21 protein-coding genes are annotated in these 23,263 nt (G+C 70.3%); 14 read left to right on the forward strand and 7 right to left on the reverse strand.

Features of this window, described 5'->3' with window-relative positions:
• Positions 1 to 54: 54 nt before the first annotated feature.
• The 8 genes from ACFU5O_RS12405 (at position 55) to ACFU5O_RS12440 (ending at position 8,552) form a co-directional block, all read left to right on the forward strand.
• A complete protein-coding gene (locus ACFU5O_RS12405) occupies positions 55 to 1,074 on the forward strand; it encodes an agmatine/peptidylarginine deiminase (protein ID WP_384239352.1) in 1,020 nt (339 codons plus the stop codon).
• 42 nt (positions 1,075 to 1,116) lie between these two features.
• The gene (locus tag ACFU5O_RS12410) at positions 1,117 to 1,686 is read left to right on the forward strand and encodes a hypothetical protein (RefSeq protein ID WP_384239354.1); all 570 of its coding nucleotides are present in this window, start codon (positions 1,117 to 1,119) and stop codon (positions 1,684 to 1,686) included.
• A gap of 25 nt (positions 1,687 to 1,711) precedes the next feature.
• Positions 1,712 to 2,320 (forward strand): TetR/AcrR family transcriptional regulator, encoded by a 609-nt coding sequence (locus ACFU5O_RS12415; RefSeq protein ID WP_384239355.1) that lies wholly within the window; start codon positions 1,712 to 1,714, stop codon positions 2,318 to 2,320.
• 74 nt (positions 2,321 to 2,394) lie between these two features.
• Entirely contained in the window at positions 2,395 to 3,729 is a 1,335-nt protein-coding gene (locus ACFU5O_RS12420) for an MFS transporter (RefSeq protein ID WP_384239357.1), read from the forward strand.
• A gap of 399 nt (positions 3,730 to 4,128) precedes the next feature.
• Positions 4,129 to 5,766 carry a citramalate synthase gene (gene cimA, locus ACFU5O_RS12425; RefSeq protein ID WP_384239359.1) on the forward strand — a complete coding sequence of 546 codons (1,638 nt, stop codon included), beginning with the start codon at positions 4,129 to 4,131 and terminating at the stop codon, positions 5,764 to 5,766.
• 170 nt (positions 5,767 to 5,936) lie between these two features.
• A complete protein-coding gene (locus tag ACFU5O_RS12430; RefSeq protein ID WP_384239361.1) occupies positions 5,937 to 7,274 on the forward strand; it encodes a hypothetical protein in 1,338 nt (445 codons plus the stop codon).
• Positions 7,274 to 7,543 (forward strand): DUF1876 domain-containing protein, encoded by a 270-nt coding sequence (locus ACFU5O_RS12435; RefSeq protein ID WP_384239362.1) that lies wholly within the window; start codon positions 7,274 to 7,276, stop codon positions 7,541 to 7,543. The genes ACFU5O_RS12430 and ACFU5O_RS12435 overlap by 1 nt, the downstream gene beginning before the upstream one ends.
• Before the next feature lie 469 nt (positions 7,544 to 8,012).
• Positions 8,013 to 8,552 (forward strand): hypothetical protein, encoded by a 540-nt coding sequence (locus ACFU5O_RS12440; RefSeq protein WP_384239364.1) that lies wholly within the window; start codon positions 8,013 to 8,015, stop codon positions 8,550 to 8,552.
• Positions 8,553 to 8,895: 343 nt separating this feature from the next.
• Here the strand turns inward: ACFU5O_RS12440 and ACFU5O_RS12445 are convergent, their stop codons facing one another.
• Together ACFU5O_RS12445 and ACFU5O_RS12450 are read right to left on the reverse strand one after the other, a co-directional pair.
• A complete protein-coding gene (locus tag ACFU5O_RS12445; protein ID WP_384239366.1) occupies positions 8,896 to 9,135 on the reverse strand; it encodes a DUF397 domain-containing protein in 240 nt (79 codons plus the stop codon).
• Positions 9,132 to 9,953, reverse strand: coding sequence for a helix-turn-helix domain-containing protein (locus ACFU5O_RS12450; RefSeq protein WP_384239368.1), 822 nt, complete (start codon positions 9,951 to 9,953; stop codon positions 9,132 to 9,134). Before ACFU5O_RS12450 ends, ACFU5O_RS12445 begins: the two co-directional genes overlap by 4 nt.
• A gap of 111 nt (positions 9,954 to 10,064) precedes the next feature.
• On the opposite strand from ACFU5O_RS12450, the gene ACFU5O_RS12455 reads away from it, so the two are divergent.
• Complete coding sequence (locus ACFU5O_RS12455; RefSeq protein WP_384239369.1) at positions 10,065 to 10,535, forward strand: ATP-binding protein; 471 nt, start codon at positions 10,065 to 10,067, stop codon at positions 10,533 to 10,535.
• Here ACFU5O_RS12455 and ACFU5O_RS12460 read toward each other — a convergent pair.
• Together ACFU5O_RS12460 and ACFU5O_RS12465 are read right to left on the reverse strand one after the other, a co-directional pair.
• Positions 10,483 to 11,448 carry a phosphotransferase family protein gene (locus tag ACFU5O_RS12460; protein WP_384239370.1) on the reverse strand — a complete coding sequence of 322 codons (966 nt, stop codon included), beginning with the start codon at positions 11,446 to 11,448 and terminating at the stop codon, positions 10,483 to 10,485. The two genes, ACFU5O_RS12455 and ACFU5O_RS12460, sit on opposite strands and share 53 nt — an antisense overlap.
• A gap of 302 nt (positions 11,449 to 11,750) precedes the next feature.
• Positions 11,751 to 12,362, reverse strand: coding sequence for a YceI family protein (locus ACFU5O_RS12465; protein WP_384239371.1), 612 nt, complete (start codon positions 12,360 to 12,362; stop codon positions 11,751 to 11,753).
• 348 nt (positions 12,363 to 12,710) lie between these two features.
• On the opposite strand from ACFU5O_RS12465, the gene ACFU5O_RS12470 reads away from it, so the two are divergent.
• From ACFU5O_RS12470 to ACFU5O_RS12490, 5 genes are all read left to right on the forward strand, one after another.
• Complete coding sequence (locus tag ACFU5O_RS12470) at positions 12,711 to 13,223, forward strand: hypothetical protein (protein ID WP_384239373.1); 513 nt, start codon at positions 12,711 to 12,713, stop codon at positions 13,221 to 13,223.
• 287 nt (positions 13,224 to 13,510) lie between these two features.
• The gene (locus tag ACFU5O_RS12475) at positions 13,511 to 17,296 is read left to right on the forward strand and encodes an endo-alpha-N-acetylgalactosaminidase family protein (RefSeq protein ID WP_384239680.1); all 3,786 of its coding nucleotides are present in this window, start codon (positions 13,511 to 13,513) and stop codon (positions 17,294 to 17,296) included.
• A gap of 152 nt (positions 17,297 to 17,448) precedes the next feature.
• Positions 17,449 to 17,703: a hypothetical protein gene (locus tag ACFU5O_RS12480; protein ID WP_384239375.1), complete on the forward strand. Its 255-nt coding sequence runs from the start codon at positions 17,449 to 17,451 to the stop codon at positions 17,701 to 17,703.
• Positions 17,704 to 18,037: 334 nt separating this feature from the next.
• Positions 18,038 to 19,621, forward strand: a complete 1,584-nt coding sequence (locus ACFU5O_RS12485; RefSeq protein WP_384239376.1) for an acyl-CoA carboxylase subunit beta — start codon at positions 18,038 to 18,040, stop codon at positions 19,619 to 19,621.
• 21 nt (positions 19,622 to 19,642) lie between these two features.
• Positions 19,643 to 19,843, forward strand: coding sequence for an acyl-CoA carboxylase subunit epsilon (locus ACFU5O_RS12490; RefSeq protein ID WP_384239378.1), 201 nt, complete (start codon positions 19,643 to 19,645; stop codon positions 19,841 to 19,843).
• Between the two features lie 193 nt (positions 19,844 to 20,036).
• On the opposite strand, the gene ACFU5O_RS12495 is transcribed toward ACFU5O_RS12490, so the two are convergent.
• The 3 genes from ACFU5O_RS12495 to ACFU5O_RS12505 are packed head-to-tail and all read right to left on the reverse strand — an operon-like array spanning position 20,037 to position 23,211.
• Entirely contained in the window at positions 20,037 to 20,459 is a 423-nt protein-coding gene (locus tag ACFU5O_RS12495) for an SRPBCC family protein (RefSeq protein WP_384239380.1), read from the reverse strand.
• Positions 20,456 to 21,862 carry a carotenoid oxygenase family protein gene (locus tag ACFU5O_RS12500; RefSeq protein WP_384239381.1) on the reverse strand — a complete coding sequence of 469 codons (1,407 nt, stop codon included), beginning with the start codon at positions 21,860 to 21,862 and terminating at the stop codon, positions 20,456 to 20,458. Before ACFU5O_RS12500 ends, ACFU5O_RS12495 begins: the two co-directional genes overlap by 4 nt.
• Entirely contained in the window at positions 21,859 to 23,211 is a 1,353-nt protein-coding gene (locus tag ACFU5O_RS12505) for an MFS transporter (RefSeq protein ID WP_384239383.1), read from the reverse strand. Before ACFU5O_RS12505 ends, ACFU5O_RS12500 begins: the two co-directional genes overlap by 4 nt.
• Between the last annotated feature and the right edge of the window lie 52 nt (positions 23,212 to 23,263).

Raw genomic sequence — 23,263 nt, forward strand, 5'->3', positions numbered from 1 at the left:
GGTCTTCCCCGGCCTTCCCCGATTCCGCCGAATCTCCGTACCCAAGGACCCGACATGACGTTCCGTATGCCACCCGAGTGGGCCCCCCACGAGCGCACCTGGATGGCCTGGCCCGGCCCCAACCCGACCTTCACCAACGACGAGGAGCTCGCAGAGGCCCGCGCCGCCTGGGCCGAAGTCGCCCGCGCCGTGAGCCGCTTCGAGCCGGTCACCGTCGTCGTGGGCCCCGGCCAGACCGAAGGCGCCCGTGAGCTCCTCGGCGCGGACATCGACATCGCGGAACACGAGCTCGACGACGCCTGGATGCGGGACATCGGCCCCACCTTCGTCACCGACGGCAAAGGCGGCCTCGCCGCCGTGGACTGGGTCTTCAACGGCTGGGGCGCCCAGGACTGGGCGCGCTGGGAGCACGACTCCAAGATCGCCCGCCATGTCGCGGACCTCGCCCATGTTCCCGTCCACTCCTCGGACCTGGTCAACGAGGGCGGCGCGATCCATGTCGACGGCGAGGGCACGGTCCTGCTGACGGACACCGTCCAGCTCGGCGCCGGGCGCAATCCCGGCTGGACCCGCGAGCAGGTCGAGGCGGAGATCCACGCCAGGCTCGGCACCGAGAAGGCGATCTGGCTTCCGCACGGGCTCACCGGCGACTACGGCATGTACGGCACCCAGGGGCACGTCGACATCGTCGCGGCCTTCGCCGCGCCGGGGGTCGTCCTGGTGCACAGCCAGCAGGACCCGGCCCACCCGGACCACGAGCGCTCCCGCACGTACATCGAGATCCTGAGGGGTCGGACCGACGCGCGCGGCCGCGCCCTGGAGGTCGTCGAGGTCCCTGCCCCGACGGTCCTCAAGGACGAGGAGGGCGACTGGGTCGACTACTCGTACATCAACCACTACCTCTGCAACGGCGGTGTGGTGCTGTGCGCGTTCGACGACCCGAACGACGAGGTGGCGGCGGGCATCTTCCGCCGTCTCTTCCCGGACCGCACGGTGACTCCCGTGGATGCGCGGGCGATCTTCGCGGGCGGCGGCGGTATCCACTGCATCACACAGCAGCAGCCGAAGGTCTGAAATCCGCTGGGTGGGCGGCCGCGGGTGTGACAGCCTGCGGCCATGCCCCTGATCAAGCACGACGCAGGCGCGTACGCACTGCAGATCCTCTACTCCGTGCCCGACGACGCCTGGTATCTGGAACTGGACGACGCCGCGAAGGGGACCACACTGATGACCGCGATCGTCCCGGACGAGGAGCCCGGTCGTGAGCCCACGGTCTGTTTCAACGCCGACGCCGGGCACCGGGACGTGCCGTACGAGGTCATGCGCTGGTTCATGGACCAGGTCGCGGAGGAGATCAGGAACAGTCGTGGCTGGATGGGGCTGCAGCCGGAGCTGGTCGAGACGATCCGTCAGCTGCGCCAGGTGTTCCTGGGCGTTGTCGCCGAGGACGAGTACCCGCCCCTGCTCGTGATTCTCTCCGGTCTGCACTCCGAGCACGACGTGGGCCTCGTGGTCGAGGGCGCCTTCGGCATCGACCGCGACGAGGCCGTCGCCGCCGCGGCGTCCGCGCTCTCGCACGGCAGGCCGTCCCCTGGCGAGGTCCGGGCGCTTCGCGCCCGCATGGCCGACGAAGGCTGGACGATCAGCGACGCCGACCGAGCCGGATCAGGTAGAACGTACGAGTGAAGCCACCGTTCCTGGAGATCGCCGAATGACACCCGCGGGCCGCCGTCGCAATGTCGCCCCGCCCCGGGAAGAGGTGCTGGCCGCGGCGATGGCGACCATCGCCGAGCGCGGGCTCGACGGGCTCACCATGGCCGGGCTCGGCCGGGAGGTCGGGATGAGCAGCGGCCACCTGCTCTACTACTTCCGGACCAAGGACGAGCTGCTGCTGCAGACCCTGGAGTGGAGCGAGGGCCGCCTCGGCGCCGAGCGCAGCGCGCTGCTGTCCAGGCTCGGCCCGGTGCGGGAGCGGCTCGAGGCGTACGTCGATCTGTACGTGCCCGACGGCCCCCGTGACCCGCACTGGACGCTGTGGCTGGAGGTCTGGAACCGCTCGCAGAACGCCGACGACGACGCCCGCGTCCGTCAGGCCGCGATCGAGCGGGCCTGGCACCGGGATCTGGTCGCGCTGCTCGCAGAGGGCATCTCGCGCGGCGAGTTCCGCGCCGTCGATCCGGACCGCTTCGCTGCCCGGCTGCGGGCTCTTCTCGACGGCTTCAGCGTGCATGTCGCCGTCGGCATACCGGGTACGAGCCGGGCTCAAGTGCTCGAGCATGTGGGGGAGTTCCTCTCGGACGCCCTCATTCCGGGAACATAACGAACGCAAGTACTCCCGATCGTTGCCGCATGCATCCTTGCCCGCTCCCGCCCCCTGCGGCACGGTTCCCCAACATGGGACGAGAGCACTGGAAAAAGATCTGGGTCGGGTCCGCCGGCAACATGGTGGAGTGGTTCGACTGGTTCGTGTACGCCAGCTTCGCCACATACTTCGCGGGGGCGTTCTTCCCCGACGGCGACGACACGGCGAAACTCATGAACACCGCGGGCATCTTCGCGGTCGGCTTCTTCATGCGCCCCGTCGGCGGCTGGCTGCTCGGCCGGGTCGGTGACCGCAGGGGCCGTAAGGCCGCGCTGACCCTGACCGTCTCCCTGATGTCCGCCTCCGCCGTGCTGATCGCGATCGCGCCGACGTACGGGGTCGCCGGGTACGGCGGAGCCGCCGTCCTGCTGATCGCCCGGCTGCTCCAGGGGCTGTCGGTCGGCGGGGAGTACGCAGCCAGCGCCACCTACCTCACAGAGGCGTCCGCGCCGCAGCACCGCGGCTTCGCGTCCAGCTTCCAGTACGTGTCGATGACCGCGGGCCAGATCGTCGGCCTCGGGCTGCAGATCGTGCTCCAGCGCACCATGTCCGAGGAGGCCCTGCACAGCTGGGGCTGGCGCATCCCGTTCATCATCGGTGCCCTCGGCGCGGCCGTCGTCTTCTATCTGCGCCGCAACATGCTGGAGACCGAGGTCTACGAGGAGTCGGCCGGCGACACCCCGGCGAAGGACAAGGGCACCCTCAAGGAACTGTGGGCGCACAGGCGCGAGGCGTTCCTGGTCGTCGCACTGACCATGGGCGGGACGGTCGCGTACTACACGTACACCACCTATCTGACGAAGTACCTGTCCAACTCGGCCGGACTGCCCAAGCAGACGGCCACCCTCGTCTCCTTCTGCGCGCTGATCGTCTTCGCGTGCCTACAGCCCCTCGCGGGCAAGCTGTCCGACCGCATCGGCCGACGCCCGCTGCTGATCACCTTCGCGCTGGGTTCCACCTTCCTGACCGTGCCGATCATGACGATGCTCAAGCACGCGGGCTCCTTCTGGCCCGCCCTCGGGCTCTCCCTCCTCGCCCTCGTCGTGATCACCGGCTACACCTCGATCAATGCCTGTGTGAAGGCCGAGCTCTTCCCGACGGGGATCCGCGCCCTCGGTGTGGCGCTTCCCTACGCCATCGCCAACGCGCTCTTCGGGGGCACGGCGGAGTACGTGGCGCTCTGGTTCAAGGACGCGGGCCTGGAGTCCGGCTTCTACTGGTACGTCGCCGGGTGCGCCGCGGTCTCGCTGGTGGTGTACCTGACGATGCGCGAGACGCGGGACATCGATCTGGGCCGGGTCGGCAGGTCCGATCCCGAGGCGGCCCCGGCGACCGAGCGGGCATCGACGACCGGCGCCTCCATCTGACGGCGGAATCGCTCGCGGGCGCTGTCCCTCCGGCTGGGCGCCGGCCGGACGGCGCCCGCGCTCGGATCGCCTCGATCGCGCGTCGTCCCGTTGCCCACAGAGCGGCCCGCATGGTGAGACCGGCGTCCACGTATGCGTGGACCTGTGGCAGACTTCCACCGTGCTCGCATTCGCCATGATTATCGGCAGCAGCGCGCCGGTCCGCAGTGATCACTGACCACGACGCAACCTTCGTGACAGTGGCACCGTGCCTCAGACCCGCGCGCAGACCTCTCGCACCCGCGAGGGGTTTTTTCGTTTTTCGGCCACACCCCGGCCGGACTCGGAACGCGCGCGAAGATGGGGGCAAGTGGAGCCAGAAGTTCCGGAGCCACTCTTCCGACAGGAGTCACCACCGCCATGACCACGACAGGCAGCAGCCTCGACGCCAGTCGCGACGACAGCTCGCATGTCGACGACAGCTTCCACGTCTTCGACACGACACTGCGCGACGGTGCCCAGCGCGAGGGCATCAACCTGACCGTCGCGGACAAGCTGACGATCGCCCGGCACCTGGACGACTTCGGCGTGGCCTTCATCGAGGGAGGCTGGCCCGGTGCCAACCCCCGCGACACCGAGTTCTTCGCCCGCGCCCGCCAGGAGATCGAGTTCAAGCACGCCCAGCTCGTCGCCTTCGGCGCCACCCGCCGCGCGGGTGGCTCGGCCGCCGAGGACCCGCAGGTCAAGGCACTCCTTGACTCGGGCGCGCCCGTGATCACACTGGTCGCCAAGTCCCATGACCGCCATGTCGAACTCGCGCTGCGCACCACCCTGGACGAGAACGTCGCGATGGTCCGCGACACCGTCTCCTACCTGCGCGAGCAGGGCCGCCGGGTCTTCGTCGACTGCGAGCACTTCTTCGACGGGTACAAGGCCAACCCGGAATACGCGAAAGCCGTCGTCCGGGCGGCCTCGGAGGCGGGCGCGGACGTCGTGATCCTCTGCGACACCAACGGCGGCATGCTGCCCGCCCAGGTCCAGGCCGTGGTCTCCACCGTCCTCGCCGACACCGGCGCCCGCCTGGGCATCCACGCCCAGGACGACACGGGCTGCGCCGTCGCCAACACCCTCGCCGCGGTGGACGCGGGCGCCACCCATGTCCAGTGCACCGCCAACGGCTACGGCGAGCGCGTCGGAAACGCCAACCTCTTCCCGGTCGTCGCCGCGCTGGAACTCAAGTACGGCAAGCGCGTCCTCCCCGAGGGCGCGCTCCAGGAGATGACCCGGATCTCGCACGCCATCGCCGAGGTCGTCAATCTGACGCCCTCCACGCACCAGCCCTATGTGGGTGTTTCCGCCTTCGCCCACAAGGCGGGCCTGCACGCATCCGCCATCAAGGTCGACCCCGACCTGTACCAGCACATCGACCCCGAGCAGGTCGGCAACACCATGCGGATGCTGGTGTCCGACATGGCCGGCCGCGCCTCGATCGAGCTCAAGGGCCGGGAGCTCGGCATCGACCTGGGAGGCGACCGCGAGCTCGTCGGCCGCGTCGTCGAGCGCGTCAAGGAGCGCGAGCTCAGGGGCTACACCTACGAGGCCGCCGACGCCTCCTTCGAGCTGCTGCTGCGGGAGGAGGCGGAGGGCAGACCGCGCACGTACTTCCGTACGGAATCGTGGCGCGCGATCGTCGAGGACCGCCCCGACGGCACGCACGCCAACGAGGCCACGGTGAAGATGTGGGCCAAGGGCGAGCGGATCGTCGCGACCGCCGAGGGCAACGGCCCGGTCAACGCCCTGGACCGGGCGATGCGGGTCGGCCTGGAGCGGATCTACCCCCAGCTCGCCAAGCTGGAGCTCGTCGACTACAAGGTCCGCATCCTCGAGGGCCGCCACGGCTCCGAGTCCACCACCCGGGTGCTCATCACGACGAGCGACGGCAGCGGCGAGTGGTCGACGGTAGGCGTCGCGGAGAACGTGATCGCGGCGTCATGGCAGGCGCTGGAGGACGCGTACACATACGGACTGGTGCGGGCCGGGGTCGAGCCGGCGGAGTAGCCGGGCAGACCGAGCCGACGGAGTGCGCCGGTCGGCCGCACCGAAGCGGTGGGCCGGCCGGTCGCCCCGGAGAGCCCGGTGGAGCCGACAAGTCGCGGAGAGTGAGCGGGAGCTCTCCCTCTGACTTGTGAGCTATGTCCTTATTTGTTCCCCTCGGGTAGCGTCAAAGCATGAGGATCAGGCCGTTCACCTTGCTGTCGGCCCTCGCCGGGCTGGCGCTGCTCCTGCTGTTGGCCCTGGCCCCTGGCGCGAGCGCCAGGGCCACGGACATCTCCGACGCGGCCAAGGCCCTGAAGCAGGGCCCCGTCTACGTCGATCCGGGCGCCCGCTCCCAGCTCTCCAAGGCCGACGAGAAGGCCCTCGAGCAGAAGATCGAGGACGCGGACAAGCCCGTGTTCATCGCCGTACTGCCCGAAAGCCCGGCCTTCCCCGCGGACAGCGTTCTGCGTGATCTGCGCACCTCGACCGGGATCACGGGACTGTACGGAGTCCGCCTCGGAGACCGCTTCGACGCGGGCGCGGACGCCGCCGTGATGCCCGCCAACGCCGTACAGAACATCGTGGCCGGAGTGAGGACCCCCGGCGTCGACGCCGCCACCCAGCTCAACAACTTCGTCGACCAGGCACTCCCGACCGTGAAGGGCACCGGCCCCGCCTCCTGGAACTCCGGATCCGGCGCCGGAGCGGGCGGCGTCTCCCTCAGCGCACTGATCGTACTGGGCACGGTCCTCCTCGCCGGTGGCGTGGGCACGTACACCGTCGTCCGCCGCAACCGCCGTCGCCGCGCCGAGGAGGAGCGGGCCGCGCTCGAGAAGCTGCGCGTCGTCGTGGACGAGGACATCACCGCCTACGGCGAGGAACTCGACCGGCTCGACTTCCACCCGTCGGAGCCGGGGGCCGACGACGCCATGCGCGCGGACTACGAACGCGCCCTCGACTCCTACGAGAACGCCAAATCCGCCATGGCGGCGGCCCGGCGCCCGCACGACGTCCGGCCGGTGACCGAGGCCCTGGAAGCAGGCCGCTTCTCGCTCGCGACCCTCGCCGCCCGTCGTGAAGGCGCCCCGCTCCCCGAGCGTCGCGCGCCCTGCTTCTTCGACCCGCGCCACGGGCCCTCCACGACCGACATGACCTGGACCCCGGCCACCGGCGTCGCCCGAGAGGTCCCCGTCTGCGCGGCCGACGCGGCCCGCCTGGCGGACGGCCAGGACCCGCTGGCCCGCCACGTCGAAACCGAATCCGGCTCCCGCCCCTACTGGGAGGCGGGCCCCGCGTACGGCCCCTGGGCCGGCGGCTACTTCGGCGGCGGCATCCTGCCGGGTCTGCTGGTGGGCACCCTGCTGGGCAGCGCCCTGTCCACCCCGGCGTACGCGACCGAGTACGGCGGCGGCGACTTCAGCGGCGGTGACGTCTCCGGCGCGGACTTCAGTTCCTCCGACTTCGGTGGCGGCTTCGGTGGCGGCGACTGGGGCGGCGGAGGCGGCTTCGATGCGGGCGGAGGCTTCTGATGCGCACCAAGAAGTGGAACGTCGAGATCGTCATCACGGAGAACGACCGCACCACGACGGCCGAGGCCCGTCTCCGCGGCCAGAACGAAGAACTGATCGTCGGCGAGGGCACGGCCCACCGCAACCGGGCCGACCAGGACATCCCCCACATCGGCGACGAACTCGCGGTGGCACGGGCGCTCAGCGGCGTGAGCCATGAGCTGATGCACGAGGTGGCCTCGGAGATAGAGACCCGGACGGGGGAGCGGGTGGGACGGCTGCGGGAGTAATGCATCGGCCGGGGCCCGAGAACGTCGCCGTGGAACGTGGCGTGTGCGGCTGAGTAACTGTTCGACACGGGGTGGGCGGTCGACGATCATGTGACCCGATGACACGGGCGGACCGGCGTCTGAGCGGTTCCGGCAGTCAGAGGCATGACTGGGGTGAAGGGCGGCGAGAGCCACTTCATCGACCGCTGGTCGGTTTGGAGCTGTTGGCCCGGAGCCGCCGCACGGACGCCGTGTCGGTCCTCTGCCCTACTCTTCAGCTTCCGCAAGGGATCCAGAGGCCATTTCCCAGGGGGGAAAGAACATGGCGACACCGCCACAGAACATTGATCCGCATCCTGCCCCGCAGCCTCGGCCTGCAGCAGCACCGCTTCACGGGCCCTCAGGGGTCGACCCGCGAGGCTGCCAGTTCTGCGGGGGGTTGCCGGCGATCAAGGCCACAGTCCGGGGACATCAGGGACTACTGGTCATCATGCGGTTCCTCAAGCAGCGGGGGTACTTCTGTCGCACCTGCGGGATCGCCCTTCACCGTGAGATGACCACCAAGACGCTGTGGCAGGGCTGGTGGGGCATCGCCTCCTTCGTGATCGCTCCGGTCACCCTGCTGGCCAACCTTGTCGCTCGCGCCCGCTTCGGTCGAATGGCACCTCCCGCCAACGGCCTGCGACCTCCGCTCGATCCCGGCAAGCCGGTCGTACGACGTGCCGGAACGCTCGGCGTCTTCGCGCCGTTCCTCATCGTCGGTGTCCTCGCGATCACCGCGAAGCTGGACGACAGCGCGAACACCGCGGCTGTCGGTGAGTGCCTGCGCAACAGCGGCACGGAAAGAGCCCCTGACTTCGCTGTCGTCGACTGCCGTTCGCCCGAGGCGCAGTTCAAGGTCGAGGAGCGACACGAAGGTGTCGACGCGCGCTGCGACCGCGAGCGCTTTGCCGAATACGCCGAGTACGCCGAGTCCGGAGGCCGAGTCGGCTTCACCCTGTGCCTCAGTCCCCTGCCTGAGAAGTCCTGACCAGGACGCTCGCTGTGCTGGTCGGTGATGAGCCAGGTGGCCGGGGCAAAGGAAGCTTCGTGGATGTCACCGCGTCCCTCCCACCGGTTGCGGTGTCAGCCCGGCGCGGTACCTGCCGATGGCGTGGCGCCCGGCTCGCGGGCCGGGGCTTTTGCGAGCCCCGGCCGCGTGCTGGTGAGCGGCACGATTCCGGAGGTTGCTGCGGCATCGCCCCGACTACCGGAGCGGCCGGTTGCGAGGCCCGTCGACGTCCGTCCAGGCGGCCGCGGCCGACGCCCGGTTCGGGGAGAGCCGGGGAAGCGGATCTTTGGGCTCGGCCTGCGCAACTCAGCGATCAGTTGAGTCAGCGCTCGGAGACGAAGCTGGCCCAGGTTGCGGGGGAGACCGTGAGCACGGGGCCGTCGGGGGTCTTGGTGTCGCGGATGTGGACGGCGGAGGGGTGGGCGGCGATCTCGACGCAGTTGCCGCCTTGGCTGCCGCTGTGGGTGGACTTGTGCCAGTCGTAGGCGACTTCGATGCAGTCGCCGCCCTGGCTGCCGCTGTAGCTGGACTTGAACCAGTCAAGGTCTGCTGCGCCGGTCATGTCGCTCCTAGCAGGTTGTCCAGCAGGCGCTTGCTCTCGTCGGGGGAGAGTGCCTGCGAGCGCAGCATCCCATATTTCTGCTGAAGCTCACTGACCTTGTCCGGGTCATCGTGAAGGAAGCTGATCAGCTGCCCCTCGATGTAGGCCAGTTGATGGTGATCCGGGGTTTCCAGCAGCACCATCGGACCGTCGAGTCCTGCATGTGTCACGCGGTCTGTCGGCATGATCTGGAGTCCTAGGAAGGGAAGCTCGGCACATCGGCGCAGTTGTTGGTTCTGGCTCCGCAACACCTCCGGGCCACCGATCGGGCGATGCAGGATGGACTCTTCCAGCAGGAAGTTGACCATCGGGCGTGGTCTGCGCGCGAAGACCTTCTGCCGGTCCAAGCGTGCTTGTACCCATTCCTCCAACTGTTCCTCATCCAGAGGTGGGTAGAGGCAGGAGAACACCGCACGCGCGTAGTCCTCAGTCTGCAGCAGCCCCGGTACGGCCTGTGTCTGGTACGACAGCAGCGTCACCGCCTCCTGCTCGTGCTCCACGAAGTCCTGCGCGAACGCCGGGAACCGCTCCCTCTCCGGCACCTTCTCCACCGCGATCTGCAACGCCCGCTTCGTGTCGAGCAGCTCGTCCAGCGCGATCGCCAGATCCAGCTTCAGCGGTCTTCGGCCCTGCTCGATGGACGCGATCGTGTCCTCGCCCACGCAGAACCGGGTGGCCAGCGCGGCCTGGGTCATCCGGGCCTCCTTGCGGAAGCCCGCGAGTTGGGCGCCGATCACATGCCAGGAGGTGACCCTCTTGTTGCGCTTCGCTGGGTGCATGAAGCTGCCCTTCCCGCCGCACGCCGCCGACGATCCGTCACGAGCCGTACAACTCGGCTGTACGGCCTGACTCACTGCTCCACGATAGTTACGTGCTGTGACAGTGGGCGCATGAACGACGCAATCCAACCCGCCCTCGTCCGCGAGGCGTTCTACCGGCGTGAACGCCGATCCGTGCCCGCCGCACGTGAGTTCGCCGACAGGGCGCTCGCCGACTGGCGGGTGACCCGCCGTGCCGACGACGTGCTGCTGTGCGTGAGCGAGCTGGCGACGAACGCCCTGCTGCACGGGGTGCCGCCCGGCCGTGGCTTCCGGCTGCACCTCCGCCTGGACGAGGTGCTGCGGGTGGAGGTCCACGACAGCGGTGACGGCGAGGTCCGGGCCCCGGAACCGGTCGGTGACGCCGACGCGGAGTCCGGGCGCGGGCTGCTGCTCGTCGCCGCGGTCGCCGACAAATGGGGGGTGGGGGAGCGGAACCCGGGCAAGGTCGTGTGGTGCGAATTCGCCGACCTGGCAGAGGTTCCGCGGCTCAGCCGTACCGGTCGAAGAGCGCCTGGATGTAGTCCTCCAGGCGCTGCGTGAGGAAGCCGGGAGTCAGGTCGTCCCGCCCCAGTTCGCGCCAGGGCACGGCGACCTTTTCCGCGTCCGGGGCGAAGGCGAGCGCGTCGAGCAGCCGCCAGTACAGATGGCCGGCGTGATCCTCGTCCAAGGTGCCGCCCGCCGCGACGTACCGGTCGGCGAACTGCATTCCGGCGGCGGGGCCGTGCAGCAGGGCCAGCGCGGTGGAGCAGTGGGCCACGTCCAGGTCGGCCGGTCCCCAGGAGGTCTCCACCCAGTCGACGACTCCGGTGATCCGCAGTTCCTCGCCGGCTCCGCCGAAGAGGACATTGCCGGGGTGGAAGTCCCGGTGCAGGAAGCAGCCGTGGTACGCCGGGGCTTCGTGGCGGATGGCGTCCACGGCACGGCGCCACAGCTCCGGGCGCTCGGTGGGCTCGGGGAGCCTTACCCGATCGGGCGCGGTCCAGGCCTCGTACGTACGAGGGCGGGCGTCCGCCGGAACGTCCACCCGGTGGATACGGACCAGTTGACGGGCCAGGAGCTCGGCCCGCTTCTGCGAGCCCTCGTCATCCGCTCGCACACTGCCGGGCAGCAGCGACATGAGCAGAGAAGGGTGGTCGCAGTGCGTCGCCGTTGCGTCGACGTCGTGGAGCAGGGCTGCCGGGACGTCCGTATCGGCGAGCAGACGCAGGATGCCGGCCTCGCGGGTGAGCAGCCCTTCCGCGTGGCGCACGTAGAACTCCTTGACGAAGGACCGGAGCACGAGCACATGCCCGTCGCTCCCTCCCGGGCCGGAAATGCTCAGTCTTCGCATCTCCGATGTCCAGCCGCCACGCAGTCGCTCGACACCCTCGATGCGGGCGGTCGCAGGCAGCCCCTTCTCCACCCATGCGCGAGTGGCCGCCCAGCCTTGATCGTCGACGCGTCCCCCGGTCATGAGGGGGAGTTTATCGACGGTTGCCGACTTCACGCCGGACTTCCGGGCTGCCACGGACGAAACTCCGCGCTGTCGAGGACGAGGCCACGCGGGCGGTGTCCGGTGGACCTGGAGGCGGGAGTGTCCGACAGGTGACCTGGATCTGAAGCGCGGCTGACCGGTGACGCAGGGGCCCGTCGTTCCGAGGCGAGACCGGCAGACGCACGAGCGCCCGCCCCTCCGGCTTCCGGAGGACTTCCCGGGAAGCGGAGTAGCGGGCGTGCTCGTGGCAAGGGCGCCGGGAGAAGCTCCCGGCAGCGGGATCAGGCGGCAGCCTTGACCGCGGAGATGTCGAAGTTCAGCTTGACCTTGTCGCTGACCATCACGCCGCCGGTCTCCAGCGCCGCGTTCCACGTCAGGCCCCACTCGGAGCGCAGGATCTCGGCGCTGCCCTCGAAGCCGACGCGCTCGGCGCCGTAGACGTCGGTGGCGGAGCCGTTGAACTCCAGGTCGATGCTCAGCGGGCGGGTGACGTCCTTGATGGTGAGGTCGCCGGTGATGCGGTACGTCTCGCCACCCAGCTGCTCGGCCTTGGTGGACCGGAAGCTCATCAGCGGGAACTGCTCGGCGTCGAAGAAGTCTCCGCTGCGCAGGTGGCCGTCGCGGTCCGCGATGCCGGTGTCGATGCTGGTGATCTTGACGTCGATGGCGGCGGTGGAGGAGGCCGGGTCGGAGCCGTCCAGCTTGAGCTTGCCCTCGTGCTCGCCGAAGGTGCCGCGGACGTTGGTGACCATGGCGTGGCGGACGGTGAAGCCGATGCTGCTGTGGGCCGGGTCGATGGTGTATTCGCCGGTCAGTGCGGCCAGCGCGGGGTCGACCTCGCGCGGGGCGGTGGCGACGGCGGTCTCGTTGTTCTTGCGGTTGAACAGACCCATGACTTGCTCCTTGGGACGTTGTGGGCGGGCGGTGGAGTGACCTTCCCGGCCACTCGTTGATGGTTCAACAAAGACCACCATAGAGCCATTCCCGTTCAACTTTCAACAATTCCGGGTGTGGGTTTCCCGGAGTTCACCCGGAGGGCGCCGCGGCCCCCTGGCGGACGCGCGCAGCCCTCGGGCACCATCGGTCTGCTCCACCTGCACCCCCGGTCCCGTCGGAAGCACGGGCACCAGCACCAGCTCCGTCATCGGTTCAGCTCCGTCATCGGTTCAGTGCCGTCATGAGTCAGTAGCGGTCGGCAACGTTCGGTCACGCTCAGCACGGTCAGCAGGAGGGAACCCGCCATGAAGGTCCGCACGGTCCTCAGCGCGCTCGCGCTCGTCGTCGGCGCACTCTTCGCCCCTGGATTCGGTGTCGTCACCGGCGCCACCGACGCCTACGCCGTCTCCAAGATCAGTCACGCCACCGCGACCTCGATGTTCAGGTCGTCCGGGATCACCTGGTCGTCGTCCGGTGGCTGCTCGGACCGCAACAACCCGTCGTGCACGTCCTTCGAGCAGCTCAACCTCGCCACCGCGAAGGGCGCGCAGACCCTCAGGAGCGCGAGCGGCTGCGCGCTCAACATCACCGGCGGTACGGAGACCGGGCACGCCGGAGGCACGTACTCGCACTGGAACGGCTACAAGCTCGACTACAGCAAGTACACATGCATCGGGAACTACATCAAGAACACCTTCACCTACATCGGCGCCCGTCCCGGAGACGGCGCCCCGCAGTGGAGGTCCGGCTCAGGGAACGTCTACGCGGACGAGGGCAGCCACTGGGATGTGACGTACTACAACTGCGGTGGTTGCTGAGCCGCACGGAGGCCTTGACGCGAGCGGGTGTCCCGGGCTGTCGACCGACGGCCCGGGACACCGGCCGGGCGTCAGGAGGTGACCGTCGCCCCGGCAACCGCCGCCGGACGGCGGGCTGTCCGTCCGGGCGGAGTCGTAGGTCGTCCACTTGGACTGACAGAACAGGCTTCTTGGACTGGGCTCGCCGCAGCCGTACGACGTCGTTGACCGGGCCATGACGCGGCGGCTACCCAGTCCCCATGCCGCTCACCCGCAGCCCCCGCACCCTCCTCGCCGTGGCCGTCGCCATGGCCGCCGTCGTGTCGCTCTCCGGCCCCGTGACCGCCGCCCCGGAACCGGACGGCGGAACGCCCGTCCTCCTCTCGGGCCCGCTGGCCGTCGCCGTCGCGGAGGACTTCCCGCGGGTGCTGTCCTACACCGACCGCGCCACCGGCGCCCGTCTCGCCGGCAGCACCCGGCCTGTCACCGAGGTGACGATCAACGGCACCGCCCATCCGGTGAGACTGAAGGCCGCGCCCGTCGTCGGGGCCGCGAGCGCCGCGTACACGTTGACCTTTCCGGGCCTCCCTCGTGTCGAGATCGACGCCACGCTCTCGGTCTCAGGCCGCGCCACCGCCTTCAGGGTCACGGCGGTCCGGGACACGGAGGAGTTCCGGGTCGGGACCATCGACATCCCCGGGCACGACCTGGTCTCGGTCGCAAGCACGGATACGGGCGCAGCGACCGCGTTCACCCGACTCGACCCCGACTCGACGAGGACCGCCGATGTGTTCGGCCGGGTCACGGAGGCGACCGCCCCCGAGCCCGTGCCCGTCGGGGCCTCGTACGCCCTCGTCAGCACCGGCGCCCTCGCCGCCGCCGTCGAGTCGAACTCCAGTTACGACAGGCCCTCCGGCGCCACGAACGGCGACGACGCCCGCTTCTGGCACCAGGCCCGCAGGGACGCGGACGGCAGCGCCCGGGTCGGGGTGTGGTCAGGCCAGTGGACCTACCGGGGGGCGGGCGCGCCCGCGGCAGAGAGCGGCAGGAACCTGCCCTGGGCCAAGGTCGTCGTCACGCCCGACGCCAACGGTGACGGGAAGACCGACTGGCAGGACGGTGCCGTTGCCTTCCGCTCGATCGGCGTCAGGGCACCGGGCAGCGACGACACCCCCGACCGGGTCGTCACCCACATCCCCTTCAACTTCGCCAGCCAGGCCACCCACCCCTTCCTGCGCACTCTCGACGACGTCAAGCGGATCTCGCTCGCCACGGACGGCCTGGGGCAGCTCGCCGTCCTCAAGGGGTACGGCGCGGAAGGGCACGACTCCGCCCACCCCGACTACGGCGGCAACTACAACAAGCGCGCCGGTGGACTCGGCGACCTCAACAAGCTGCTGAGGAGCGGCAGGAAGTGGGGCGCGGCCTTCGGCGTGCACGTCAACGCCACCGAGTCGTACCCCGAGGCGAGGAACTTCAGCGAGACCCTCGTCGACAGGACCAGGCCGGGCTGGAACTGGCTGAACCAGAGCTACTACATCGACCAGCGCCGCGACATCGGCAGCGGTGACCTCGCCCGCAGATTCCGGCAGCTCCGCGACGAGACCGACCGCAATCTGAGCTTCCTCTACATCGACGTGTACCACTCGCACGGCTGGATCGCCGACAAGACCGTCCAGGCCGTGCAGGCGCAGGGCTGGACCATCGGGACCGAGTGGTCCGACAAGTTCGAACGGGCCTCGCTCTGGTCGCACTGGGCCAACGACCTCGACTACGGCGGCGCGACGAACAAGGGCCTGAACTCGCAGATCATCCGGTTCATACGGAACGGCGAGAAGGACATCTGGAACAACCACCCGGTCCTCGGCCAGAGCGCACTCGAGGACTTCGAGGGCTGGACCGGCGAGACCGACTGGACGAAGTTCTACGCCAACATCTGGGAGCGCAACCTTCCCGCGAAGTTCCTTCAGCGGCAGGAGATCACCCGCTGGCACGGGAACGACATCACGTTCACGGGCGGCATGCGGGCAACCGTGGAGGACGGCCGCCGGACGTTCTACGACCAGGGGCGCAAGGTCCTCGACGGGGACCGCTACCTGCTGCCGTGGAACGGCGGGAAGAAGCTCTTCCACTACAACAAGGCCGGCGGAACCAGCAGTTGGGCGGTGCCCGGCACCTCGTACACCGTCCACCGGCTCACCGACAACGGCCGCGTGAAGACCGGAACCGTCCACGCGGCCGACGGCAGGATCACCCTCGACGCACAGGCCGGGCAGCCGTACGTCCTCTACCCCGGCAGGGCGGCGCCCGAGCAGGCCGCACCCCGCTGGGGCGAAGGCACGCCCGTGGCCGACCCGGGGTTCAACGACCTGGAGCTGAGCGACTGGCGCAGGACCGGCACCGTCACCCGTGAGACCGACGACCACGGCCGCAACGCGGCCCGGCTCGCCGGATCCGGGACCGCCCCCGCCGCGCTCTCCCAGCGCATCACCGGCCTGAAGGCGGGCAAGCGGTACACCGCATCCGCGCTCATCGAGGTCGAACCGGGCAAGGAGCGGCGTACGACGCTCAGCGTCGGGGGCCGGTCCGTCACCGTCGAGCGGTCGGCGGTCGAGGACCAGGTCGCCGCGTCCGACCGGCACGGCAGCCGTTTCCAGCGCGCGAAGGTCAACTTCACCGCGCCGCGCGGCGGGACCGCGACCCTCCGGATCGAGGCGGCGGCGGGGAGCGCGGCGACCGTGCGCGTCGACGACGTCCGCCTCGTCCGGAACGCCCCTGCCACCAAGGCGGGCACCGTCGTCCACGAGGACTTCGAAGCCGTCGACCAGGGCTGGGGACCGTTCCTGAAGGGTGACGCGGGCGGCGCCACCGACCCCCGGACCCACATCAGCCGACTGCACGCCCCGTACACACAGGCGGGCTGGAACGGAAAGCTCGTCGACGACGTCCTCGGCGGCACGGAGTCCCTCAAGTCCCACGAGGAGAACGCGGGTCTCGTCTACCGGACCGCTCCCTGGACCGTACCGATGCGGGACGGGCACAGCTACCAGGTGGAGTACGACTACCGGTCGAGCCACGCGGGGGCGTACGAGTGGGTCACCGGCTACGACCGCGTCCGCGGCGGCCAGGTCGAGACCCGCCGCACGCCCATCGGCGCCCGGAGGACGACCGGGCGCTACACCGGGACCGTCACCGCGGGCTGCGGCGACACCTGGACCGGACTGCGCAAGCGCGGGGACGCACCGGACGGGGCGGACTTCGTCCTCGACAACTTCACGGTGACGGATCTCGGACGGTCGGGGCGGGCGCCCGCGTGCGGCACCCTGAGCGTGGCGGCCGCGGCCGAAGCGCTGGAGCCGGGCGCAGGGAACGCGGTCAAGGCCGTCTTCACGAACGACGAGGCGACGGCCGTCACCGATGTGTCGCTGAGGCTGAGCCTCCCCGAGGGCTGGACGGCAGAGCCCGGGGGCCCCGTCTCCTTCGCGTCGGTCGCCCCCGGCGCCAAGGCCACGGCCGACTGGCAGGTCACCCCGCCCGTGGACGCCGGGTACGGCACGTACGAGCTGGGTTCGTCGGCCTCGTACACCACAGGGGGCCTCGGGCGCACTCTCGGAGCGGTCACGACCGTGCGGACCCTGCCGCCCCCGCCCGCAGGCGACGCATGGGCAAGCGATCTCGACTGGACGGCCGCCGAGAACGGCTGGGGACCGGTCGAGCGGGACCGTTCCAACGGCGGGACGGGCACGGGTGACGGCAGCCCGCTGACGATCGGGGGCGTGGGGTACGAGAAGGGCCTCGGCACCCACGCCCCGGCGAAGGTCCGCTACCACCTGGGCGGCAGATGTGCCTCCTTCACGGCAGAGGTGGGTGTGGACGACGTCCAGGCGTCGCGCGGCAGCGTGCGTTTCGGTGTGACGGCCGACGGTGCGGAGAGAGTGTCCTCGCCCGTGCTGAAGGCCACGGACTCCGCCTGGAGCCTGAGCGCCGACGTGACGGGCGCGAAGTACGTGGAACTCGTCGTGGACGACGGGGGCGACGGCAACGGCAACGACCACGCGGACTGGGGGAGCGCACGCTTCCACTGCGGGCCCTGAGCCGGGACCGGCCGACGGCCGGGCCCGCACCACGTCCCCGCGAGGCCGGCCGGAGCGTCGCACACCCTCGCCGCGACGGCCGAGCGACTGCTCCACAACCCTTCGGCAGGACCGCCGGTCAGCCCCTCCGGCTCGGCCGTGGGGCCGATCCGGTGAATGGCGCGCGTGCGTATCTGCTGCTGCCCGACGCCTCCCGGAAGGCCCTCACGGCCCGCGCGGCGAACCCCGGTCGGCTGGAGATCCCCGACAAGACCGCCGAGCCTCGGACGGTCGCCGTCCGCGCCCCCGGATCCACCGCAGAGGAGTTCCGTCCGGCGGGTACGGTGGGGCGGGCCGACCGCGACGGCCCCGACGGGGGTGCGCATCCGGACGCGGCCGGGCCGGACGGCCGCACCTCACCTCGATGAACCAGTACATTCCGGGCAACTCTTGGAGCTCGCCCGGCGCCGCCCGCTCCGGCGGAACCCGACCGGTGATCCGTCCGCCGAGGCCCTCACCAGGAGCCGCTCGCCGTGGTGGCGCACCACCCCGGTGGGCGTCCGTCGCCACCCCCGCGGTCAGGTGGCCACCGGCTGACGGACGGATGACGCTCTTGTCGGACCCAGACAATCCGGGGCAGCCCCACACTGGTACTTCGCCTGCAGTGCGGAGTGGTTCTGTCCGAGGCTGACAGGAGAACGGTCGCGAGACTGTACGGAGTCAACGGCGGGATTTTCTTGTTCGGGTCCGTAGGGTCGTTACATGACCGTTTTGGACGAGACCGCCGGCGAGCCGACCGACGCCCGCGGGCGTGTGGCAGAGCTGCACGCCCTTCGCGAAGAGGCGCGCCGTGGCCCCAGTGAGCGCGCGACCGAGGCGCAGCATGCCAAGGGCAAGCTGACCGCACACGAGCGGATCGAGCTGCTGCTGGACGCGGGCTCGTTCCGGGAGGTCGAGCAGCTGCGGCGGCACCGGGCGTCCGGCTTCGGCCTGGAGGCGAAGAAGCCGTACACCGACGGTGTGGTCACCGGCTGGGGCACGGTCGAGGGCCGGACGGTCTTCGTCTACGCGCACGACTTCCGGATCTTCGGCGGCGCGCTGGGTGAGGCGCACGCCACCAAGATCCACAAGATCATGGACATGGCCATCGCGGCGGGCGCCCCTCTGGTGTCCCTCAACGACGGTGCCGGCGCCCGCATCCAGGAAGGCGTCTCCGCCCTCGCGGGCTACGGCGGCATCTTCCAGCGCAACACCAGGGCTTCCGGTGTCATCCCGCAGATCAGCGTGATGCTCGGCCCGTGCGCGGGCGGCGCCGCCTACAGCCCGGCGCTGACCGACTTCGTGTTCATGGTCCGCGAGACCTCGCAGATGTTCATCACCGGCCCCGACGTCGTCAAGGCGGTCACCGGTGAGGAGATCACCCAGAACGGGCTCGGCGGCGCCGACGTGCACGCCGAGACCAGCGGTGTGGCGCACTTCGCGTACGACGACGAGGAGACCTGCATCGCCGAGGTGCGGTACCTGCTGTCGATGCTGCCTCAGAACAACCGCGAGAACCCGCCGCACGTCAGCACAGAGGACCCGGCCGACCGCCGCTCCGAGGTGCTGCTCGACCTGGTCCCCGCGGACGGCAACCGTCCCTACGACATGCACAAGGTGATCGAGGAGATCGTCGACGACGGCGACTACCTGGAGATCCACGAGCGCTGGGCGCGCAACATCATCTGCGCGCTGGCCCGGTTCGACGGCCAGGTCGTCGGCATCATCGCCAACCAGCCGCAGTCGCTGGCCGGTGTGCTCGACATCGAGGCGTCCGAGAAGGCCGCGCGCTTCGTCCAGATGTGCGACGCGTTCAACATCCCGATCGTGACCCTGCTGGACGTGCCCGGCTTCCTGCCCGGTGTCGACCAGGAGCACGGCGGCATCATCCGCCACGGCGCCAAGCTGCTGTACGCGTACTGCAACGCGACCGTGCCGCGGATCTCGCTGATCCTGCGCAAGGCCTACGGCGGCGCGTACATCGTCATGGACTCCCAGTCCATCGGCGCCGACCTCACCTATGCCTGGCCGACGAACGAGATCGCGGTGATGGGTGCAGAGGGCGCGGCCAACGTCATCTTCCGCCGGCAGATCGCCGACGCCGAGGACCCCGAGGCCATGCGTTCGCGCATGGTCAAGGAGTACAAGGCCGAGCTCATGCACCCCTACTACGCCGCGGAGCGCGGACTGGTCGACGACGTCATCGACCCGGCCGAGACACGCGAGGTCCTCATCCGCTCCCTCGCCATGCTCCGCACCAAGCACGCCGATCTGCCGTCCCGCAAGCACGGCAACCCCCCGCAGTAACCCACGAGGAGAACACTGCAGATGACCATGCCCGCCGAGTCCTTGCTCCGCGTCGAGAAGGGCCACGCCGACCCCGAGGAGCTGGCCGCGATCACGGCCGTCCTGCTCGCTCGCGCCGCCGCACAGCCGGACGCCCCGGCGCGCCGCGGCCGCAGCACCGCCGGGTGGCGCCGTCTGGAGCGCCAGTCCGGCTTCCGCGCCCCGCACAGCTGGCAGGGCTGAGACCCACCAGCAGCGCCACAGGGCCCCCGCTCGCATCACGGCGAGCGGGGGCCCTGCGTCGATTCGCCCTGCGGCTCGCAGCCGCGACGGGCGACCGTTGACGCTCACGCGGGCGGCCGGGCCGTGGCACCGGGCTCCGGTCCCGGCCGTGCGACAGAGGCCCGGGCCGTCCGCGGGCGCGTCCCGCGCGGGACTACGGCAACGCGTTCTCCGCCGCCCGCTTCAGGTCCCGCAGCCAGGCGACCAGGGAGCCGTCGAGGGCCGCCAGCATTCCCTCCGGGTCGGCGTCGACGGGCGCCCCCGACCACGACTCCTGGGTGACGACCAGCGTGCCGCCGTCCTCCCGCGGCTCCAGCGTCCAGCGGTGAACTCCGTCGATGCCTGAGGCCGGTCCGCCCCAGGCGATGTGCCGGCCCGGCTCGAGTGCCGTCACCGTGGAGGTGATGTCCAGGCCGTGGGTGAGCCATCGGAAGGAGGCTCCGGCCTCCAGCTCGCCGGAGAGCTCGGCCGTGTCGATGCCCGTGTTCCAGTCCGGCCAGGCGTTGATGTCGGTGTGGAGGCGCCAGACCGTCTCCATGGGCGCGCCGATCGTGATCTCGTGACGGGTCGTGATCATGCCGAGGTCTCCTCGCCGGTGTGGGCGTGGGTGGGGGTGTCGGCGTCGGCGATCCAGGAGCCGTGGATTCCCGACGGAACCCGGCGCGGCAGTTCGGCCGTCGCGACAGGGGCGCCGGCCGGTGCCGAGGCATCGAGGACCAGCAACTGCGAGGCGTCCTGCTCCAGGTCGCTGACGACCGTGAGCAGATATCCGTCGTCCTCGCGGGTGGCGCCCGCGGCCGGTACGAAGACGGCCTCGCCGGGCATCCGGCCGCGCCCCATCGGCACCAGCTCACGCTTCCCCGTGGCGTGGTCGTGCTTGGCGACGGCGTACTCGTTCAGACCGGGGCCGGGGAAGGCCACGGAGTAGCTGAACCGGTGGGGGAGTCCGGTCAGTTCCTCGTTGATGGTCGGGAACTCGGTGACGAGCTCGTCCACGGCCTCCTCCGTCGCCCTGCCCGTGGCCGGGTCGAGGATCCAGCGGTGCGCGGTCGCACCGACCATCGGCTGAGGCGCGTGGCCGGGCGCACCGACCCACCACTTCCAGGTCTGCTCCCAGGCGCCGCGGTCGTAGCGAGGACCGGTCAGGACGATCCGGCCGTGCTCGTCCTCGTACGCGTTCGCCACATGCAGCAGTGCGCCGGGCTCGACCTCGAACCACTGCACCACCGCGGGTCCTGAGCGGGGCATCACGCCGATGCGCGGGGCGTAGGTGTCGCTCCAGCGGTATGGGATCCCCGACTGCTCGGCCGGGTTGAAGACGACCGGCAGATCGAGCCATACGACGTGCCGCCGTGTGATGCCGAAGTCGTGCATCAGGGACGGGCCGGCCCCTTCGACGACCTCGGCGCGAGCGATCTCGCCCTTGGCGTCGGCCACGTAGTAGGTCAGATGGGGCGGGAAGGGCCCGTAGCCGAAGAAGTGCAGTTCGCCCGTGACCGGGTCGGTCTTGGGGTGCGCGGTCATCGCCGTCCGCAGCTTGCCGCCGAAGTCGAAGGCGCCGACGGTGTCGAGCTCGGGCGTCATCTCGTACGGCAGGTTCACCTCCTGCAGCGCCAGGATGCGGCCTGCGTGCTCGATGACGTGGGTGGCGGCGTCGCTGGCCCGGAGGTCGGGTACCCCGTCGGCGCCCATATAGGGAACGCCCTCCAGGGCGGGGGTGCGGACCCAGCGGTTGCGGTACCACTGCGCACGGCCGTCGCGCAGCCGCAGACCGTGGATCATGCCGCTGCCCTTGAACCAGTGGGTGGGGGTCTGACCGGGGCGGGGGTTGTGGCCGTTGCGGAAGTAGCGGCCGCTGAGCTCGGGCGGGACGGTGCCGTGGACGGTCAGTTCGTGGGCGGTGATCTCGTCGACGACAGGGGCGTAGTGGCCGGAGACATACGGCTTGGTCGTGGTCCCGGTGGTGGAATCCGTGGTCATGACTGCTTCCTCCAGGTGATTGTGAACGTGGTGGTGCAGGTGGTCAGCGCGGCGATGACGGCCGCGGTGAGGAAGGCGGCGCCGTGGTCGGCGGCCTCCGGAGCGATCGCGGTCATCAGGGCGAGGCCGAGCGCCCCGCCGAGCTGCCGGGTGGTGTTGATCAGGCCGCCGGCCAGGCCGGAGTCGGCGGCGGGCACGCCTTCGGTGGACAGCGCGGTCAGCCGTACGAAGGCGATCCCGAGGCCCGCGCCGATGAGCAGCGAGGGACCGAGCAGATGGACGGCGAACGAGCCGTCGTCAGGAGCGAGGGAGAGCCATGCCAGACCGAGCGTGAGGACGACGAGGGCTGCCGGAGCTCCGGTGCGGACGGGCAGCCGGGGCGCCAGCACGGATCCCACGACAACCGTGACGGCGAGGGGGAGCTGGGTGAGGCCCGCGGCCAGTGGGCCGTATCCGAGGATCTGCTGCTGGTAGAGCGGCAGGAAGTAGAAGAGACCGACCCAGACCGCGCCGAGCAGGGTCATGGCGATGTTGGCCGCGAGGACCTTGCCGGTGCGCAGCAGGCGCGGAGGCACGAGCGGGGTGCGGGCCCTTGTCTGCCGTACGGCGAAGGCCGCGAGCAGGAGCAGCCCTGCGGCGCCCGCGAGCGGGTTCTTCGCCGTGAGCCCGTACACCAGGGCGGTGAGCCCCGCCGTGGAGGTGACGGCTCCCAGGATGTCGGCCTCGCCGCCCGCCGGCTCGTCGCCAGGGACGAGCATCAGCGTCGCGGCCAGCGAGAGCGCGGCGACGGGTACGGGGACCAGGAACACGGCCGGCCAGCCGTACAGTTCGGTGAGCGCTCCGCTCAGCAGCACCCCCGCGGCGCCGCCGGCGCCGGACACCGCGCCCCAGACCCCGAGCGCACCGCCCCTGCCGGGACCCGGTGGGAAGAGGGTCAGGACGAGTGCGAGTGCGGCCGGTGCGAGGAGCGCGGCGCCCGCTCCCTGGACGGCGCGGGCCGCTATGAGCAACGGGGCCGAGGGAGCGAGCCCGGAAGCGAGCGAGCCGAGCGCGAAGACGGCGATGCCCGAGGTGAACACCCGGCGGCGGCCCAGCAGGTCGGAGAGCCTGCCGCCGAGCAGCAGCAAGGCGCCGAAGGCGAGAACGTATGCGTTGACCACCCAGGACAGCGCGGCGGGCGACATGCGCAGTCCCGCGCCGATCGAGGGCAGGGCCACGTTCACGATCGACGTGCTGAGTACGACGAGGAACTGGGCCGTGGCGAGCGCCGCGAGGGCCGGGGCCCGTCGTACCCGCCGCCGCTGATGAGCCGGCGGTGCTCCCGCTGACTGTTCCGCCGTCGTCGCCATCTCTCCTCCAGAAAGAGTGGTTAATCACTCACTCATCGGTCCGAAAGAAGGG

The sequence above is a fragment of the Streptomyces sp. NPDC057445 genome (assembly GCF_042802855.1).
Taxonomy (GTDB): domain Bacteria; phylum Actinomycetota; class Actinomycetes; order Streptomycetales; family Streptomycetaceae; genus Streptomyces.